Source organism: Novipirellula aureliae (assembly GCF_007860185.1).
Taxonomy (GTDB): Bacteria; Planctomycetota; Planctomycetia; order Pirellulales; family Pirellulaceae; genus Novipirellula_A; species Novipirellula_A aureliae.
Genome location: NZ_SJPY01000008.1, coordinates 251328 through 267151, shown reverse-complemented (window position 1 = coordinate 267151; position 15824 = coordinate 251328). Strand labels below are relative to the sequence as shown.

Sequence of the window (15824 nt, the reverse complement as noted above, 5' to 3'; positions counted from 1 at the left end):
ATTTTCATTCGTGTGTCGCTTTGGTGATCAGCTGTTGAAAGCGTAGACAAAACAAACCTAACGAAATTTCTGTCCTGTATTGATGAAAGGTGTCACGGATATGGCGACTGCCACCAAGAAAAGCTCTGCGATTCGCTTGCAACCCCTCGGCGAACGTATTGTGGTTCAACGTGAAGAAAGTGAACAAACGACCGCTGGCGGTATTGTACTGCCCGACTCGGCCCAAGAGAAACCTGCACGAGGCACGATCATTGCCGTCGGTAGTGGAAAGATGCTCGACGACGGTACCCGAGCCGCATGTCAATTGAAGGCCGGTGAAAACGTACTGTTCAGCAGCTATGCGGGCGAAACCGTCGAGATCGACGATGTCGAGTATTTGTTAATGCGTGAAGATGACGTCTTGGCAGTTATCGAGTAGTGTTCGACCGACCGCTACTCAAGGATCACTGCTTGGATAACGCAAATCTTTGATTCCTTACAATCTAAAACCATCACACAATAAACTGGAAACGAATTTCTCATGGCAAAGATGATTGCTTTTGACCAAGAAGCACGTGAAGCGATTCGTCGCGGCGTGTCGAAACTGGCTCGCACCGTCAAGGTCACTCTAGGCCCCAAGGGCCGTAATGTTATTTTACAGAAAAGCTTCGGTAGCCCAACCGTCACGAAGGACGGCGTTACGGTTGCGAAAGAAATCGAACTTGAAGACGTCTACGAGAACATGGGGGCTCGGATGGTTCGCGAGGTCGCTAGCAAGACCAGCGATGTTGCCGGAGACGGCACGACCACCGCGACCGTTATGGCCGAAGCGATTTTCAACGAAGGACTCAAATCCGTTGTCGCTGGCGTTAATCCCGTTCAGATGAAGTACGGCATCGAGAGGGCTGTCGAAGATTTGACCGAAAAGCTGCATGCAATGGCAACGAAGGTCAAGGATAAAGAAGCTATGGCAAACGTTGCGTCAATCGCAGCGAACAACGACCGAGAAATCGGTGAACTCCTTGCAGATGCAATGAGCAAGGTCGGCAAAGATGGTGTGATCACCGTCGATGAAGGCAAGAGCTTGCACACCGAGCAGGAATGGGTCGAAGGGATGCAATTCGATCGAGGCTATTTGTCGCCTTACTTCGTTACCGATCCTGGAACGATGGAAGTCGTTCTTGAAGACGCCTATATCTTGGTCTTTGAAAAGAAGATCAGCAACATCAAAGACATGGTCCCGATGTTGGAAAAGGTTGTTCAGCAAGGCAAGCCACTCTTGATCATCGCTGAAGATGTCGATGGTGAAGCGCTGGCGACGTTGGTTATCAACCGATTGCGTGGAACCTTCACCGTTTGTGCTGTGAAGGCACCCGGTTACGGCGACCGCCGCAAGGCGATGATGGAGGATATTGCCATCCTGACAGGCGGAACAGCGATCTTCGAAGCACTCGGCACGAAGCTGGAAAGCGTCGATCTGCCTCAATTGGGTCGCGCCAAGAAGGTCATCATCGACAAGGACAACACGACGATCATCGAAGGTGCCGGCAAGACCGCAGACATCAAGGGTCGTATCGACCAAATTCGCCGCGAAATTGAGCTGAGCACCAGCGAGTATGATCGCGAGAAGCTCGAAGAACGTTTGGCCAAGCTGGCTGGCGGAGTTGCCAAGGTCAACGTCGGTGCAGCGACGGAATCGGAAATGAAGGAAAAGAAAGCTCGTGTCGAAGATGCTCTTCACGCAACCCGGGCTGCCGTCGAAGAAGGTATTTTGCCAGGCGGTGGTGTCGCTCTTCTGCGGGCTTCCAGCAAAGTGACTCCTCCGGACGATATGACCGAGGACCAAATCGTCGGCTACAAGATCGTCCTACGAGCCTGCAAGGCCCCGTTGACCATGATCGCTCAAAATGCGGGCCAAGACGGTGGAGTGGTTTGCGAAAAGGTTCTTGGCATGAAGAACAACGAAGGCTACAACGCCTTGACCGACACTTACGAAGACCTTGTGAAAGCGGGCGTTATCGACCCAACCAAGGTGACCCGCACTGCACTCGGAAACGCCGCAAGCGTTTCGACATTATTGCTTACCAGCGATGCGTTAGTCGCAGAAAAGCCGTCACCGAAAAAGGGTGGCGGAACCGGCGGCGACCAAGACATGTACTAATGCCGCCTGAAATTGATTAACGCTTTTCAATAGAACGGTCGACGGAGAAATCCGCCGGCCGTTTTTTGCGATTTTTTCGACACTTCTCGCTAATCGCCACCATCAAACTATCCGCCGCCAACGACCTTGCGTCGTTGGAGCGAACGATTGTTGCCTAAATCCTAGTGTTTTTCAGATGATCGACCCCAACGGGCTTGCCCCGTTGGGTGAGCGAGATCTGATTCACCAACGGGACAAGCCCATTGGGGTCTTACTTGACAACGGTGCTGTTTCTAGCTGCCAATCGTTGGCTCCAATGGGGCAAGCCCATTGGGGGCCGCTGCAACAGTGGTGGCGATTAGCGAGAAGTGTCATTTTTTCAAAGCTAATCGTCAGTAGCCTTCCCCCTCCCCAAACGCAGAGCTCGTGCAGCTTTTAGGTCGTTGTTAGCAAACAATTATCTTCCTCCCCCAAGCGAAGCTAAGGGGGAGGTAGAGTAGCTGCAAATGCTTGTGAAACAAACACTTAAATGCGGCACGACCTCTTCGCCGAGAGGCTGAAAGTGCCGGTGATCACTGAGTAGTATGTTACCGCTCCGCTTCCTCAGAGACTCCAGTGAAATACAACGAAACACTTCGCCGCAATCGTCAGGCGTACGATTCGATGGCAACCGCCAATCATCCGCTCTGCCGCACTGCTACCGATGCGGAACTTGCCGACCCGATGGCGATCATTGACTCGAGCGGTTGGCTCGGTTCATCCATTGCCGGCCAACGCGTCTTGTGCCTTGCCGCAGGCGGTGGTCGGCACAGCGCTTTGTACGCTGCCGCAGGTGCCTACGTGACCGTCGTTGATCTCAGTCCGGCAATGCTAGAACTCGATCGACAGGTTGCCCGAGAACGAAATTTCGATATCCGCGTTGCCGAAGCCTCCATGGACAATTTAAGCCTGTTCGAACCGGCCGAATTCGACCTGGTCGTTCAACCCGTTAGCAGTTGCTACCTGCCAAACGTTCAAATCATCTACGAACAAGTCGCCCGGGTCCTCAGAACCAATGGCGTCTACATCAGCCAACACAAGAACCCCGTTAGCTTGCAATCCAGCGTTGACATCATCGAAATCGGCGGCGGCTCTTCCTCGCATTGCCACTACGGCATAAGACACGCTTACTATCGCGATTCACCGATTCCACCCCCATCCTCGCGATCCCCGGTCGCAGCACGATTGCGTGAGCCGGGCAGTATCGAATACCTGCATCGCTATGAACAATTAGTCGGCGGTCTATGCCGATCAGGGTTCGTGATCGAAGATCTCGTCGAACCTGTTCATGCCGAACAGGATGCTGCGATTGGCTCATTCGCCCATCGGGCAAAGTTTGTCGCACCCTATCTTCGCATCAAAGCTCGCCGGACCAACTCGCTGACAACGAGCTCGGATGCGTCTAGCTGTAACAAGCTTTGGGTGCCATCCTAATCGCTTAGCTAGCTTTGGCAGCAAACATCACTCGGTCCACGCCAACGGTGCGGAGCAGATCGTAGATACGAACCGCTTCGGCCATAGGAACGCCTGGATCTGGATCGACGATCACGGGCGGCTGAACGCCTATTCGCAGGATCTCAGCTACGCGTCCTTTCAGCATTTGCGAATTTTCGATGGGTTGGCCATTCATTTGAATTTGAACCATGTCGCCACTGGAGACAAGTCGAATGACGATCTCGTCAAACACTTCAACAAGTGGATGGAGATCGGTGTCCGAACGAGTGCCCAAATCAGGTGTTTGAGCGATCGCACTTGGCAAATCAAACTCAGGCATTTCAAAACTGCTGGTCCAAACGAAGAAGACCAGAAGCAGGAAAACAACGTCAATCATCGGAGTCATCTTTACTTCGAGCGATCGTTGTCGATGTGACGTTGGCAATTTCATGTTTGGCTTTCCCTTGTTTCGTAGAGTCTATCTTGATCGACGTGGAGATGCCAGCGAGTACCGTTTGCTTCGGTTTGCCACTCTCCGTCTTCTGGCAAAGGGAACGGGTATGGTGCCGAGGCATCACGTTTGAAAGCAAGAACGCTCTATCAAAGAGATCGTAGGCGAATGTTCCGATACCACGCTTCGCCAGCCGGCCCGCCATGTATTTGTAACCCGATCACACCATAACGCAAAATGTTTGAATCGGTTTCGGTATAGTCAACGGTTTGAACACCGTTGATGAAAAGTTGAATTCGATCATCCTTGCATCGAATTCGAATCGTATTCCACTCACCATGCTTCATCGGATCTGCTGAGGGTACTGGAGTCGGCCTCGCCAAAAACTTTTTCCTTCGTGACTCATCATAGAGTGATCCCCACAACGATTTACCGTTTAGAACCCCCATATCGGCCTGGTAACCAGCCACTTCGCTTTCGCCACGGATCCGTTTCGAGCGAAATTGCACTCCTGCGTTTTGAGCCTTTCCGACCAATTTTGCTTCCAATCGCAAATCAAAATCGACGAAGATCTCGGTTGTACAGAGAAACAGGTTGTGGGGAATTTGCTGCTCCTGTCGACCTGCGACGATTGCACCGTTCTCAACGCGAAACCAATACGCGTTGCCTTCCCATCCCGCTAACGTCTCGCCATCAAAAAGCGTCCTCGATTTCAACTCAAACTCATCCTGCTCCCATTTTTCCTGCTCTTTCGCAGGCGTTTCACGTTGATCCTGAGCTTGTGTTTCTCCGACGGCAAACGGAAAAACGAACAGGCAGCAAACGAGGAAACGGACAAAATTCTTTTGAAAACAACTCATCATTCTATTTCTCCCCTGAAGTTTCGCTACTGTCCCGTTGTGAAATGCGGGAGGAGGATCATAATTGGCCATCGGACATTTCTAAACACTTTTTCCATCAAAACGCATTTGCACCATGAACCAACCACTCAACAAGTATAGTCGCCAAGTCACGCAGCCTAAGAGCCAGGGAGCGTCCCAGGCGATGCTTTACGCCACCGGGATGACCCCCGAGGACATGGACAAACCGCAAATCGGTATAGCAAGCATGTGGTACGAAGGTAATAGCTGCAACATGCACCTCCTCGATTTGGCTGCTGAAGTCAAAAAGGGCGTCAATGACGCTGGCCTATTCGGAATGCGATTTAACACCATCGGCGTCAGCGACGGTATTTCGATGGGCACGGACGGGATGAGCTATTCCTTGCAAAGCCGTGACCTGATTGCGGATTCGATTGAAACATTGATGGCAGCACAGTGGTATGACGCATTGGTGGCACTGCCAGGATGCGACAAAAACATGCCTGGTTGCTTAATCGCCATGGGACGACTCAACCGACCATCGATCATGGTTTATGGCGGCACGATTAAACCAGGACATTACAAAGGTGAAAAGCTTGACATCGTGAGCGCGTTTCAGTGTTACGGCCAATTTTTGGCGGGGCAAATCGACGAGGCCGATCGGCAAGACATCGTCCGTCATAGTTGTCCCGGTGCAGGAGCATGTGGCGGCATGTATACCGCCAATACGATGGCCTCCGCAATTGAAGCGTTGGGTATGTCATTGCCCTACTCCGCCAGTATCCCGGCTGAAGATCCGGCCAAGATCGAAGAATGTCACAGTACAGGCGAGGCGATCAAGAAGCTACTAGAGCTCGACCTGAAACCACGCGACATTATGACTCGCACCGCTTTTGAAAACGCCATGGTGACGGTCATGGCACTCGGCGGCAGTACCAACGCGGTTCTGCATTTGATCGCCATGGCCCGCTCGGTGGACGTCCCGCTGACGATCGACAATTTTCAAAGCGTTAGTGACCGCGTCCCCCTATTGGCTGACCTCAAGCCAAGTGGCAAATTCGTCCAAGAAGACCTGCATTCGGTCGGTGGAACGCCAGCGGTGATGAAGTACCTCTTGTCGGAAGGCTTGATCGATGGATCTTGTATGACAGTGACCGGAAAAACAATGGCCGAGAACCTCGAAGCATTGCCTGGACTCAAAGAAGGCCAAACCATCGTCCACACTGTCAGCAATCCAATCAAAAAAACCGGACATATTCGCATTCTGAAAGGATCCTTGGCTCCCGAAGGCAGCGTCGCCAAGATCACCGGCAAAGAAGGGCTGCAATTCGCTGGGCCCGCGCGCGTGTTCGATAGCGAAGAGGACATGCTTCACGCCCTTGAAGAAAAGAAAATTCAAAAAGGCGACGTCGTTATCATTCGTTTCGAAGGCCCCAAGGGCGGTCCAGGTATGCCCGAGATGCTGACGCCCACCAGCGCCATCATGGGTGCTGGACTCGGTGGCGAGGTCGCGCTTCTAACCGATGGGCGTTTTAGCGGTGGCAGCCACGGTTTTATCGTCGGACACATTACTCCCGAAGCCCAATTGGGCGGGCCAATCGGACTCGTCCAAGATGGCGATACAATCACAATTGATGCCGAAACCAATCGGCTCGATGTGGACCTTAGCGAAGCAGAACTTGCCAAACGACAAGCGGCCTGGACCGCACCACCACTCAAGGCAACACGTGGAACGCTGTACAAATACATCAAAAACGTCAAGACTGCCAGCGAAGGCTGCGTCACCGATGAGTGAGATTGCCTGAGTGAGATTGCCTGAGTGAGATTGCCTGAGTGAGATTGCCACGGCTAGGGCTTTGTCACAGCTTGACTTTAGGCTTGGCGAAAGGAGTGGCCGGGGCATCTTGCACCTGGTGAGCTGCGGCTGGAAGCCACAGCCACGAAAGATTCCTCCCCCCTTCTTCTTCGTGGCGCTAAAGTGCTAACGAGGCACCAAGTGGCCTTTCGATTCCAAGGTTACCCTCGCGGCGGGCGGACGGTGAGCGAACCGAAAGGAGCCGACTTGTCGGTCCTTGTACAGCAGCAAAACGATCGACTCGTCGGACGCAAATCGTTGCTCCGGTGTAAAGCCTTGCAGGCAACGGACGGCAGCTGAAATCCGCAGTTCGTCGATCTTGCCTAGGAACGGCTGCGGTGGTTGTCATTCAATTCCTTTCGCACCCGAAGGGCTACTCGTCGAACACTTGGTCACCGTCGGCGCGAGTGCATCGGGATTGGTAAACACGCATATCGATTGATTCGGATACCAATTCGACCGAACCATCTGCCCGAACGAAGTGGGTGCCTGCCGGATGGTAGCTGCAAAAATTGAACGAAGCACCCGTTTCGGAATTGGGAGGCGTTGTGGCCACCGCCGTAATGCGACCTGGCGCGTGGGCGGCCCCAGCCATCACCCCCAGCCAAGTCGAGGGAGAGTATTCGCTCGTGCGTTCGCCTACCATGTAAGTATGGCTGAGCCCATCGAGGATATCACGAAACAAGAGTGGTCGCTGAAAGACCAACATCCCGTTACCAACACAGTCCTTGCCGCCCGTGCAAGCATCTAACATTTGTATCGTTCCAAAGTTGCCAATATAGTTCGCTGTGGGGATCGTTGTGTCAGTGAATCCCGAATCATAGTTGGGTTTTGGCATCGGCCCAGAAGACAACACAAAAGTTGGTTGAGATGCATCGGAAGGGCACAAATACGTTGGGATCGATGTCAATCGGGCAACATCATGATGCGGATCGGTAATCGAAATTTCAAGATCGACTAAATTATCGAGCACATTGCTCTGCTCCAAAAACGGCAAGACACGCGCAGCCCAACCCCATCCCGGTTGTCCCAGCCAATACGGTTGGCGACTTACCGGATGCACTCCTTGCCACCCAGGCGGCATGCAGCGGTTCGAATCATGATACATGTGAATGGCTAATCCGACTTGCTTCAAGTTGTTTTTGCAAGAGGTGGATCGAGCCGCTTCACGAGCCGCCTGCACGGCTGGCAAGAGTAGGCCAACGAGGATGCCGATAATCGCAATGACCACCAGCAGTTCGACGAGTGTAAAACCGGAAATCGGTTGGTCTGGTTTTCGTGTTTTCTTGGTTCTCATAAATAGTTCTCAATTACGATAGGATGACTGGATAGACGCAACGATCGCCGAGGCATGAAGACAATCCAAAACAGGACGACTTCGCTAGACGAAGTAAAGCACGATACATTGCAGAGTTTCGCCACGTGCGATGTTTAGAAAAACGTCGCATAGGTGGAGGAAGCGAAACTAGAGAACTAAGGGACTGGTGGCTCGGGCGAATCAGATCGACACGTTTGATTCTCATCAAACAAGCGAATCCATTGCTGCAAGCGGTGGGGGAACAATCGGTCGCCCTGATTGTCTAAAACGACAAATGCATGCGACAACAGCGTCCAAACCAACTCGATGCCGCGACATTCGGCAGCTTTCCAAATTAGAATGACCGAAGACTTTTTGGGAGCTGCAGCGGGGGCAAGGTGTTCAGGAATACCCTGGTCCTCCTCTTCGCTATGAGAGTCCTTGGCACAGCAGCAAATGCCACAGCTTGGCGCACGATTTTTTTCTGCCACGGAATTCCGACGAACACGATCAACCAGAAAACGCGGGGCTTGCACACCCGCTTTTATTGCCCAAGACAGCTTTTCGCTGTCAGTGTAGCAACAGCATTTATCCCAGCAGTACTCGGCCGACGCACAGCCACACGGACAGTTCTCACAAGGAAAACGATCCTGGTCAGCACCTCTCGATCCAACACGCTGTGCCGGATAGATCAATACGCCACTCGCCGCTACCGAGATCAACAGCAGCAAGAGAACGCACAGGGACGCACGATGCCGGTCATGTAGGCCGATCAACGAAAACACTTCCTATACGTAACGAACAGGTTGCTAAACTACGATGCATTATTCGTAGTTTAGCATAGCACAACCGTTTTCGTCACTACGACTTCGAGTCGTGATCGTTAGCCAAATGCGATTGGCATTGGGTGTTTACCCGCGGGTTCGTCTGGGGTAGCTCGGAGGGCCACTACCACTGCATCGGCAGTGAATCGCAGCTTGCATCGCAGCAACCCGCATTTCCGCAGCACCCACTTGCACCACACCCGCAGCCCGGCCCATCGTCGACCGACCAGCTATATTCACACTCGGGGCACTTGTAGCTCTTCGATTTCAAGACTTTGATTGTGCGAACTTCGGCTCCGTTGTGAACGCAATTTGTGCAAACCTTGCAACCACCGCCGTCGCAAGCGTCGCACGCATCACAAGGGTTTACCTGTGATTTCTTCTTGCTCCATGGGAACCAGCGACAATCACCGGTCTGCCAAGGAAACACGACTCGCGGCACACAGATCGTCTCGCACTCGACCTCATAACACTTCTTCTCAACCTCGACTTGCTTTGCCTCCAATTTGCAGTTGTGGTTGCAGTTTGGGCAACATTGCTGCGTCACATGATGCCCGAATCCTGCTTGGACCGATGCCATGCTTGCGATCGTGATGGAGAGGAACGAAGCCGTAATCCACATCGTTTTGAAAACTATTTGGTTCATGATGAATCCTTTATTGATGTCTGTTGAATGTCGTTAGATGGGAAAAATTAGAAGTCGACCCCGAAGCGAACACCGTAGATGTCATAGTCGCCTGATTGCAACGCACCACCGGGACCGCTATCGCGATTTGAGATATTGCCGCTGATGTAGTTGAACTGCATTCGGGCATTCGGGTTCCAGTACCAATTGAGCCCATACGTCCAAGCTTCGCCTTCGCCACCAAAGATGTCTTGGTCAACAAAGTCCGCACGGGAATATCGGAGAGCGATTTGCCAAGCTCCCCATCCTGCTTCGGTACCATCATCACAGCGGTCGACGATCCAGAAATTCTGGAAGGGCTTGATACGGGCGAGCGTCCCCGATTCACGATCCCAAGGCATGTGTTCGCCCGTGAGAAAGTAGGACGCATAGACGTAGCCACCGTCGAACTCTGTGTCAGCCGCCCCATTTTGTCGATCCGCCCAAACGCGTTGATACTCACCAACGATCTGTAACGCACCGACATTGATAACACTTTCCAACCCCATTAGGTCGTAGGAATCGGTGTTACTGCGAATGTCAGCATCCAGCCATGTTGAGTCACTCGAGCGAGCTTCGGGCCGTGTCTTAAATTCAGCATCGCTGTCGTCTGCGATTCCATTGCCAGGATTGTCAGCATGCGTTCCCGAGATCGCCAAGTGGGCGTAACCGCGTCCGCCGCTAATCTCGTCATACCAAACCGTACTTGCTAAGCGACCGGCGAGCTCAAGTTGCAAATGGTCACCCACGTAGTTTCCGAGCCCTTGAATTTTCTGTTGGTTGTAAACACCGTAGCGCCAATTGTAGCGAAGGTCGTCCGAGAACCCATACGATGCCACTCCCAAACGACGGGCGTCTTGATTGAAACCTTCGATGACAAAAGGACGCTCTAAAAAGACATTGAAACGTGAACTGTTGAGGTGATCTAAACCATAGGGACGTTTTTGGTTACCTGCCAAGACCGTTTGAAAAACAGGTAAGTCGACCCACCCCATATAAACGTCACGAAACTCCGACTTGTTGCCTCCCGCAAACTCCATCTCAACTTTGTAGAGCATATTGTCTTTGATATTACCCTTGACGCCGAAACGGACCCGGCGAAACCCAAGCCGGTTTTCAGGATCGCCATCATCCATAAAATTTGGCGGATTCTCCTCTTTGGGGTCAAAACCCCAAGCATCCAAATGGATACGGCCGCCGACTTTCATCGTTGATTTGCTCGTCCCGCTGTGAACGATGGTCTTGTCCGTTGCAAGGTCGGAAACGTCATCGATCGCTCCACCAAGCATTTCAAGTTCCTCTTCAAAAGCCGCAATCTTTTTGCTGAGTTCTGCCAGCTTATCTTCCGCTTCGTCCGTGTCGCTCGGATCAACCGTTGCGTTGGCGGCATCGCCGATTTCCTCGGTGGGGATTCCCAGTTCCAGCATGTTGTAGGCAACGGGATGAACGGAACCGAAATTCATCTCATCGGCGAAGGCTTGATTGGCAGAAAAGAATGTCGCTACAGCAATGCATAGGACAACCAACAGGCCGCCACACATGCTGGGTAATCGGGTCGTCATAGGATGAATCCTTCCATCATGGCAAGTTCATTGAAAAGGCAAACTCCGCAGCATCCTGCTGCAGCAACGCTTTGAAACGGTCTTGTGACACGCCAAAACGTCGGTCCGCCAGTCGTCTTCATCGACCTCCACTTGTTGGGTCAAATGGAATAAAATGAGAAACTACATCGGTATAAAGGTTGTGTTAAGACAACTTCGTCATAGCCGGCTTCACGCAAAAAACCTGCAAAGTTTGCCGACCACGGATGATGCATGCAATTGAAAACAACCGACCGCTAGCGGACAATCAAACGATCCGTAGAATAATGACGCGGAAGTTCCAACTTTTGTTAAAATCTGGCGAATGATCTTACATTTTGAACTTAAAAAACAGCGTAAATTCGTTAGGATTGACCAAGAAACAGGAGAGGATTCTTCGGGGGTGTAGCTCAGTCGGTTAGAGCAGGGGACTCATAATCCCTTTGTCGCGGGTTCGAGTCCTGCCACCCCTACTTTTCGCATTGCCTCGCAAATCGTCGCAAGGCTCCGCAAAACGCTCGTCTTTCTTATAGGAAACTCGGGCGTTTTTCTTTTGTCCCTGCGGCTTGTTTCCGTCCGCTTCGTCGCAAACTCCCGCAACGTCCACGCAAGGCAAAGCATCCTCGCGGGATACAAATGGGATACAAGCATCGGTTTCGGTTTCGGCTCCGATGGCACAATCCGTCCCCGTTGCCGCCAAAAGGGTGGGTGCTGCAACCATGTCGGCATTCGCTTGGATTGCATCCGCCTCGGCTCCCTCGATCAAATGGCCGTAGGTGTCCAGGGTCAGGGTGATCGTCGAATGACGCATGACCGATTGAATCACCTTGGCCTGTACCCCCCGCATCGCCAACCATGCCCCGCAGGTGTGACGAAGTGCATGGAAGTCGAGCACGTCGCCCGCTTCGTTCTTGGGGGTTAGAAACATCCTTTCGATTCGCTTGGCCCGTTCCTCGGGGTCGCGGGTATCCCGCAGCCACAAGCGACGTGCGGCCTTCAGATCGGCTCGAATCATCTCGGCCATCTCGTAATCGGGTGGCAAAGCAAAAGCCGATGCACCCGGTAACTTGGTAGCAAGGTGCTTGCGAAGATCCGCAGCAAGATCAGCATCGAGGTACTGGTGAGCCACCTTGTTGTTCTTGGTATCACCCGACACGACTTTGACAAACGGTGTCTTGCCGTCCAAGTGGAAGTGACCACGCCCAAGGCTACGGATCTCGTTTGACCGTAAGCCCGTCTGAACCGCCAGCCGATACACCAGTTGGCGTTCACGCGACTCGCAGCCGTTGAAGTCGTCGGTATCGACCGTTGCTGCCATCAACCACCTCCATTCATCGGGACGTAGCATTCGCCGTTCGTACTTCCGATCAGCGTTAGGGTTTGGTTTTTCGATCGACATAAAGGGATCTCGCACCAACTTCTCTCCTTTGAACAACCAAGTTGCGAAAGACTTGATAGCCGTCAAACGAGCACCAATCGTTCTTGACGCCATGCCATCACGTTTCAGCTTGGCACACCATCTAGCCGCCTTATCCGCTGTGAAGTCGCCCACACAATCGCAGGAAGTGTGCTCGGTAAATTCAAGAATGTAGTTTGCCGTTCGAGAAATATGGTTCTCGGTTCGTCCTGCCGTCGTCAACTTGTTCTTAAAGTCGTCCAGGTGATCGTCTACCGACTTTGCCGACTCTTTGGCAATTCGTTCTGCCATCGGATCAACCAAGCCATGTTGACGAACAGCGGCATCGGATTGCAGCTTCGCAAGAATCTGCTGCGCGGTTGCTTTGTCTGGCGTGCCAGTAGAAACCGTCTTCTTTTTCGTCTGTCCACCCGGTAGCGGTTCCGTATAGGACGCATACCAAGGAGAACCCTTAACTTTGCTGCGTTTGAACAATCGAGCCATTGTTACACCTTACAAAACACCAAGGAAAGAAACGCCACGGCAGCCGGTGGTGTAATCCGGTTTTCGGGGATCAGCCTAGCCGCGACGATTGCATACTACGTCGTCAACATGCCAAAGACCAGTTTTCCTAGTTCTTCACGCATGTTTTGTCATCGTGATTTCTTCGTTTACGGGTTGTTTCATCACGAACGCCAGAAACAACCCCGAAACTCAATTAACCTCTGCATAAACCGCGTGCGGCGATTTGTCGCACCTTATGTACGTATACATACGCTGCCTATTTAGGGCATTTCGTTTACTCACGTGCTGCCAGAATCATGCTAGTCTTCTGTTGATACCGGCCTGTTGTTCGATGGATTCTCGCTCCATCATTACTCGCATTAGCGTTGATGGGGTTTCCTGTCCGATCGTCCGCATATTGACAAGGCTGCTGATTCAGTAGCTCACTCAATTGGGAACCACTCGTTTTGGGTTTAACCGATATCGCGTAGCGCGTGATCCAGGATGGCCTGGCCTCCCAGGCACCATAATGTCGAGCACCCCTGTGCGATGCCAATGTTTTAGTAATCGTGAAACTTGAGCATGTGATAGCCCAACCAGTTCGCACGGTTTTCGAACACTTAAGAAAAACGTTCCGTCTTCCCGCGCTAACTCTACGATCAGTTTTGCTAACTTCACGCTTCCGGATTCATCGGGAAGATGCATCACGAATTGGGGCTTCGGTGATGCCAGACATTTTTGATATGCAAATTCAACGGGATCGATTCCATTGTCAGGACTGTGGCCATGTCCATATTGGCTTCGATTCCTGCGCGTACTTGATCGCGTAGATACTCAGGAGGCAGTGATTCGAGTTCCCACGTCTCTTTCCCGCCTGTCCGTTCAACAAAGCCTTTAAGCCTGACACTTGTTTCCTTCGCGGGGTTGAAGTCCCCGTGAAGTCCCAACTCGTCAATTTGGTTGCGGTCGACCGCTACACGCTGGTAGAGCATCGCCAGCACGAAGAGCAACGAATGATTGTCCCAGAAGTCCATGTTTTGCTCCGATGGTTAGGCCGACGTTCTTAGGCGTTCGTATAGGTTCGCTGTTTCCGAGATCGCGAGTTTGCAGACCATGTATACTGCTCTGCGACAAGGTTCAGGAGCAACGAGGCACGCGACCGTTGCGTTTACCAGTAGGTCAGGCTGTTGGTTTGGCATCGAAAAAATGGATCTGCATACTCTGCGGACGCGACAACTTTGTGGTGATCTCGATACGACGCAGTCAGCGTGACAGTTTTTGTCATGGACGCCGCAAACGTGGTCAATCCTATCGAAAGCAGTGAGTAGCACCATTCAATTTTCAATCTAAATTTCAGGCGAATGAATCCGCTTTTTCTCCTTTCGCAACGCTGCTCGGTTGTTCTTGGTTGCATTCCTACCGGCCGCGTCATAACATTAGCTAAATGGAACAATGATTGCACTTAACTCGCCGGAGCTGACACGCCGCTGTCACCCAAGAGCACGAAGTGCGGACGGACGTTGCAATTTTGCCCGTCGAAACCGACTTGTGATTGCTGCTGGTTGAGCTTGGAAAGCCAAGCGATCGACAGGGCTGGTCTCGGCCAATCCTGGCCGACGCCCGTCGCATACCGCCTCAGCCAGCGTGGGAACCAAACCTGATCATTCTCCCCCAGTCGATCCCTCAAAACCTCACGTTCAAACGGAGTGATACTGATGACGACACATTCCATCAAACAGCCAAAACAGTCACCAACTGAACGGTTGCACCCCTTTGTGTCCAGTCACGGGATATTAGTCAAACGACTTGACTGACAGGGGTGTAAGAGTATGATTTCCCTATTATCCCTTAACTATCAAGGGATAACTTAGTAGTTCGTCCTATGAAGAGATTCGCATGCCCTCAATGACCAAGAACTCTGTGACCAGCCAAGCAGTGGTTTGGACAGGTTGCTTGCTTACATGCCTTGGACTCTATCTGGATCATACGGGATTTTTATTCTCATTAGGTGGCACGCTGTTTTCGTTCGGCATGATTCAATCCTATTTCGGAAGCGTACTCGAGATTCAAACCGCGAAACGCTTCCCGTACATCTTGCTTGGTATTCCACTTTCGCTTGGACTGTTCTATTGTGCGTGCTTGAGCTTGCGAGAACTTTCCGCTGCGTATGTGGTCGTTGCTGTTATGGTTTTATCCGCGGCACTACAATTGATCGTGTCAATGCTCACAGCAAGACTTTGGGAGCGTCGCCGTAGCCAGAATCATCTTTCAGCTAAGACAACACGGTAACTGGAAGACGATAGACGGACGAACCATCCGATGAACCGCAGCCGGCCACGACCGTTTACTCTGTGGTCAGCGTTAATTTGGCCGACGCGGTTATCGTTGGCGTTGAACTGGCCCTATCGGGGGAGACGTAGCTAAGCGATGACGCGGCGCAAAAAGCCTGGCGGAAACAAACGCAAGCGAAGACGTCCGCCTTCTTCCAATCCGAAACCTCCAGTCGGATCGCAGACCGCTGCTTTGGATTCAGGCGTCCCGCTGTGGCTGGACGAACAAGGCATGCACGCCGTTGTCCCTGGCACGCCCGACAGCGATGTCTTTGAGCGGATGACCGAAATCTATCAGCAGAAGATCCGCGAGTCGCCGATGTGGGACCAGATGGTCGACGAATTTGGTCTTGAGAAAGCCGAACAGCTGCTCAAACAGTGCCGAGCAGAACCGGGCTGATCGGGCCGACCCGGGGGGGAATGGCCAATCAAACGCAAAAAAACTTGCTTGGACATCGCTGGTATGCTCTG

The 15824-nt window shown here is 52.3% G+C and carries 14 protein-coding genes, 1 tRNA gene and 1 pseudogene; 7 read left to right on the top strand and 9 right to left on the bottom strand.

The annotated features are described in order from the left end of the window. Window positions 1-100: 100 nt before the first annotated feature. The 3 genes from groES (at window position 101) to Q31b_RS23335 (ending at window position 3592) form a co-directional block, all read left to right on the top strand. A complete protein-coding gene (groES, locus tag Q31b_RS23345; RefSeq protein WP_146602147.1) occupies window positions 101-418 on the top strand; it encodes a co-chaperone GroES in 318 nt (105 codons plus the stop codon). Window positions 419-520: 102 nt separating this feature from the next. After that, window positions 521-2140, top strand: coding sequence for a chaperonin GroEL (gene groL, locus Q31b_RS23340; protein ID WP_146602061.1), 1620 nt, complete (start codon window positions 521-523; stop codon window positions 2138-2140). A gap of 594 nt (window positions 2141-2734) precedes the next feature. Continuing rightward, a complete protein-coding gene (locus Q31b_RS23335) occupies window positions 2735-3592 on the top strand; it encodes a class I SAM-dependent methyltransferase (RefSeq protein WP_231617790.1) in 858 nt (285 codons plus the stop codon). A gap of 4 nt (window positions 3593-3596) precedes the next feature. Here the strand turns inward: Q31b_RS23335 and Q31b_RS23330 are convergent, their stop codons facing one another. Both Q31b_RS23330 and Q31b_RS23325 read right to left on the bottom strand, forming a co-directional pair. Next, window positions 3597-4043, bottom strand: a complete 447-nt coding sequence (locus tag Q31b_RS23330) for a biopolymer transporter ExbD (RefSeq protein ID WP_146602060.1) — start codon at window positions 4041-4043, stop codon at window positions 3597-3599. Window positions 4044-4192: 149 nt separating this feature from the next. After that, window positions 4193-4906, bottom strand: coding sequence for a 3-keto-disaccharide hydrolase (locus Q31b_RS23325; RefSeq protein WP_197172133.1), 714 nt, complete (start codon window positions 4904-4906; stop codon window positions 4193-4195). A 112-nt stretch (window positions 4907-5018) separates the two neighbouring features. Between Q31b_RS23325 and ilvD the strand changes: the two genes are divergently transcribed. After that, complete coding sequence (gene ilvD, locus Q31b_RS23320; RefSeq protein WP_146602059.1) at window positions 5019-6698, top strand: dihydroxy-acid dehydratase; 1680 nt, start codon at window positions 5019-5021, stop codon at window positions 6696-6698. Between the two features lie 433 nt (window positions 6699-7131). Here ilvD and Q31b_RS23315 read toward each other — a convergent pair whose 3' ends face one another. From Q31b_RS23315 to Q31b_RS23300, 4 genes are all read right to left on the bottom strand, one after another. After that, a complete protein-coding gene (locus tag Q31b_RS23315; RefSeq protein ID WP_146602144.1) occupies window positions 7132-8055 on the bottom strand; it encodes a DUF1559 domain-containing protein in 924 nt (307 codons plus the stop codon). Between the two features lie 176 nt (window positions 8056-8231). Then, the gene (locus Q31b_RS23310) at window positions 8232-8546 is read right to left on the bottom strand and encodes a hypothetical protein (protein ID WP_146602058.1); all 315 of its coding nucleotides are present in this window, start codon (window positions 8544-8546) and stop codon (window positions 8232-8234) included. 457 nt (window positions 8547-9003) lie between these two features. Continuing rightward, window positions 9004-9525: a hypothetical protein gene (locus tag Q31b_RS23305; protein ID WP_146602057.1), complete on the bottom strand. Its 522-nt coding sequence runs from the start codon at window positions 9523-9525 to the stop codon at window positions 9004-9006. Between the two features lie 47 nt (window positions 9526-9572). After that, window positions 9573-11105 carry an OprO/OprP family phosphate-selective porin gene (locus Q31b_RS23300; protein WP_231617789.1) on the bottom strand — a complete coding sequence of 511 codons (1533 nt, stop codon included), beginning with the start codon at window positions 11103-11105 and terminating at the stop codon, window positions 9573-9575. A gap of 417 nt (window positions 11106-11522) precedes the next feature. Here Q31b_RS23300 and Q31b_RS23295 point away from each other — a divergent pair. After that, window positions 11523-11596: transfer RNA gene (locus tag Q31b_RS23295), tRNA-Ile, on the top strand. 302 nt (window positions 11597-11898) lie between these two features. On the opposite strand, the pseudogene Q31b_RS29735 reads toward Q31b_RS23295, so the two are convergent. From Q31b_RS29735 to Q31b_RS23280, 3 genes and pseudogenes are all read right to left on the bottom strand, one after another. Continuing rightward, window positions 11899-12471 (bottom strand): annotated as a pseudogene (locus Q31b_RS29735) (site-specific integrase); the annotation flags it as partial. 1256 nt (window positions 12472-13727) lie between these two features. Continuing rightward, a complete protein-coding gene (locus Q31b_RS23285) occupies window positions 13728-14057 on the bottom strand; it encodes a hypothetical protein (protein WP_146602056.1) in 330 nt (109 codons plus the stop codon). 428 nt (window positions 14058-14485) lie between these two features. Then, window positions 14486-14755, bottom strand: coding sequence for a hypothetical protein (locus tag Q31b_RS23280; protein WP_146602055.1), 270 nt, complete (start codon window positions 14753-14755; stop codon window positions 14486-14488). Between the two features lie 173 nt (window positions 14756-14928). Between Q31b_RS23280 and Q31b_RS23275 the strand changes: the two genes are divergently transcribed. After that, window positions 14929-15312 (top strand): hypothetical protein, encoded by a 384-nt coding sequence (locus Q31b_RS23275; RefSeq protein WP_146602054.1) that lies wholly within the window; start codon window positions 14929-14931, stop codon window positions 15310-15312. A gap of 138 nt (window positions 15313-15450) precedes the next feature. Then, window positions 15451-15753, top strand: coding sequence for a hypothetical protein (locus Q31b_RS23270; RefSeq protein WP_146602053.1), 303 nt, complete (start codon window positions 15451-15453; stop codon window positions 15751-15753). The last annotated feature ends 71 nt before the right edge of the window (window positions 15754-15824 follow it).

Bases quoted from the DNA above. Each gene is read 5' to 3' on its own strand.
- groES (WP_146602147.1), top strand. From the start codon at position 101: ATGGCGACTGCCACCAAGAAAAGCTCTGCGATTCGCTTGCAACCCCTC.
- groL (WP_146602061.1), top strand. From the start codon at position 521: ATGGCAAAGATGATTGCTTTTGACCAAGAAGCACGTGAAGCGATTCGT.
- Q31b_RS23330 (WP_146602060.1), bottom strand. From the start codon at position 4,043: ATGAAATTGCCAACGTCACATCGACAACGATCGCTCGAAGTAAAGATG.
- Q31b_RS23325 (WP_197172133.1), bottom strand. From the start codon at position 4,906: ATGATGAGTTGTTTTCAAAAGAATTTTGTCCGTTTCCTCGTTTGCTGC.
- ilvD (WP_146602059.1), top strand. From the start codon at position 5,019: ATGAACCAACCACTCAACAAGTATAGTCGCCAAGTCACGCAGCCTAAG.
- Q31b_RS23315 (WP_146602144.1), bottom strand. From the start codon at position 8,055: ATGAGAACCAAGAAAACACGAAAACCAGACCAACCGATTTCCGGTTTT.
- Q31b_RS23305 (WP_146602057.1), bottom strand. From the start codon at position 9,525: ATGAACCAAATAGTTTTCAAAACGATGTGGATTACGGCTTCGTTCCTC.
- Q31b_RS23300 (WP_231617789.1), bottom strand. From the start codon at position 11,105: ATGACGACCCGATTACCCAGCATGTGTGGCGGCCTGTTGGTTGTCCTA.
- Q31b_RS23285 (WP_146602056.1), bottom strand. From the start codon at position 14,057: ATGGACTTCTGGGACAATCATTCGTTGCTCTTCGTGCTGGCGATGCTC.
- Q31b_RS23280 (WP_146602055.1), bottom strand. From the start codon at position 14,755: ATGGAATGTGTCGTCATCAGTATCACTCCGTTTGAACGTGAGGTTTTG.
- Q31b_RS23275 (WP_146602054.1), top strand. From the start codon at position 14,929: ATGACCAAGAACTCTGTGACCAGCCAAGCAGTGGTTTGGACAGGTTGC.
- Q31b_RS23270 (WP_146602053.1), top strand. From the start codon at position 15,451: ATGACGCGGCGCAAAAAGCCTGGCGGAAACAAACGCAAGCGAAGACGT.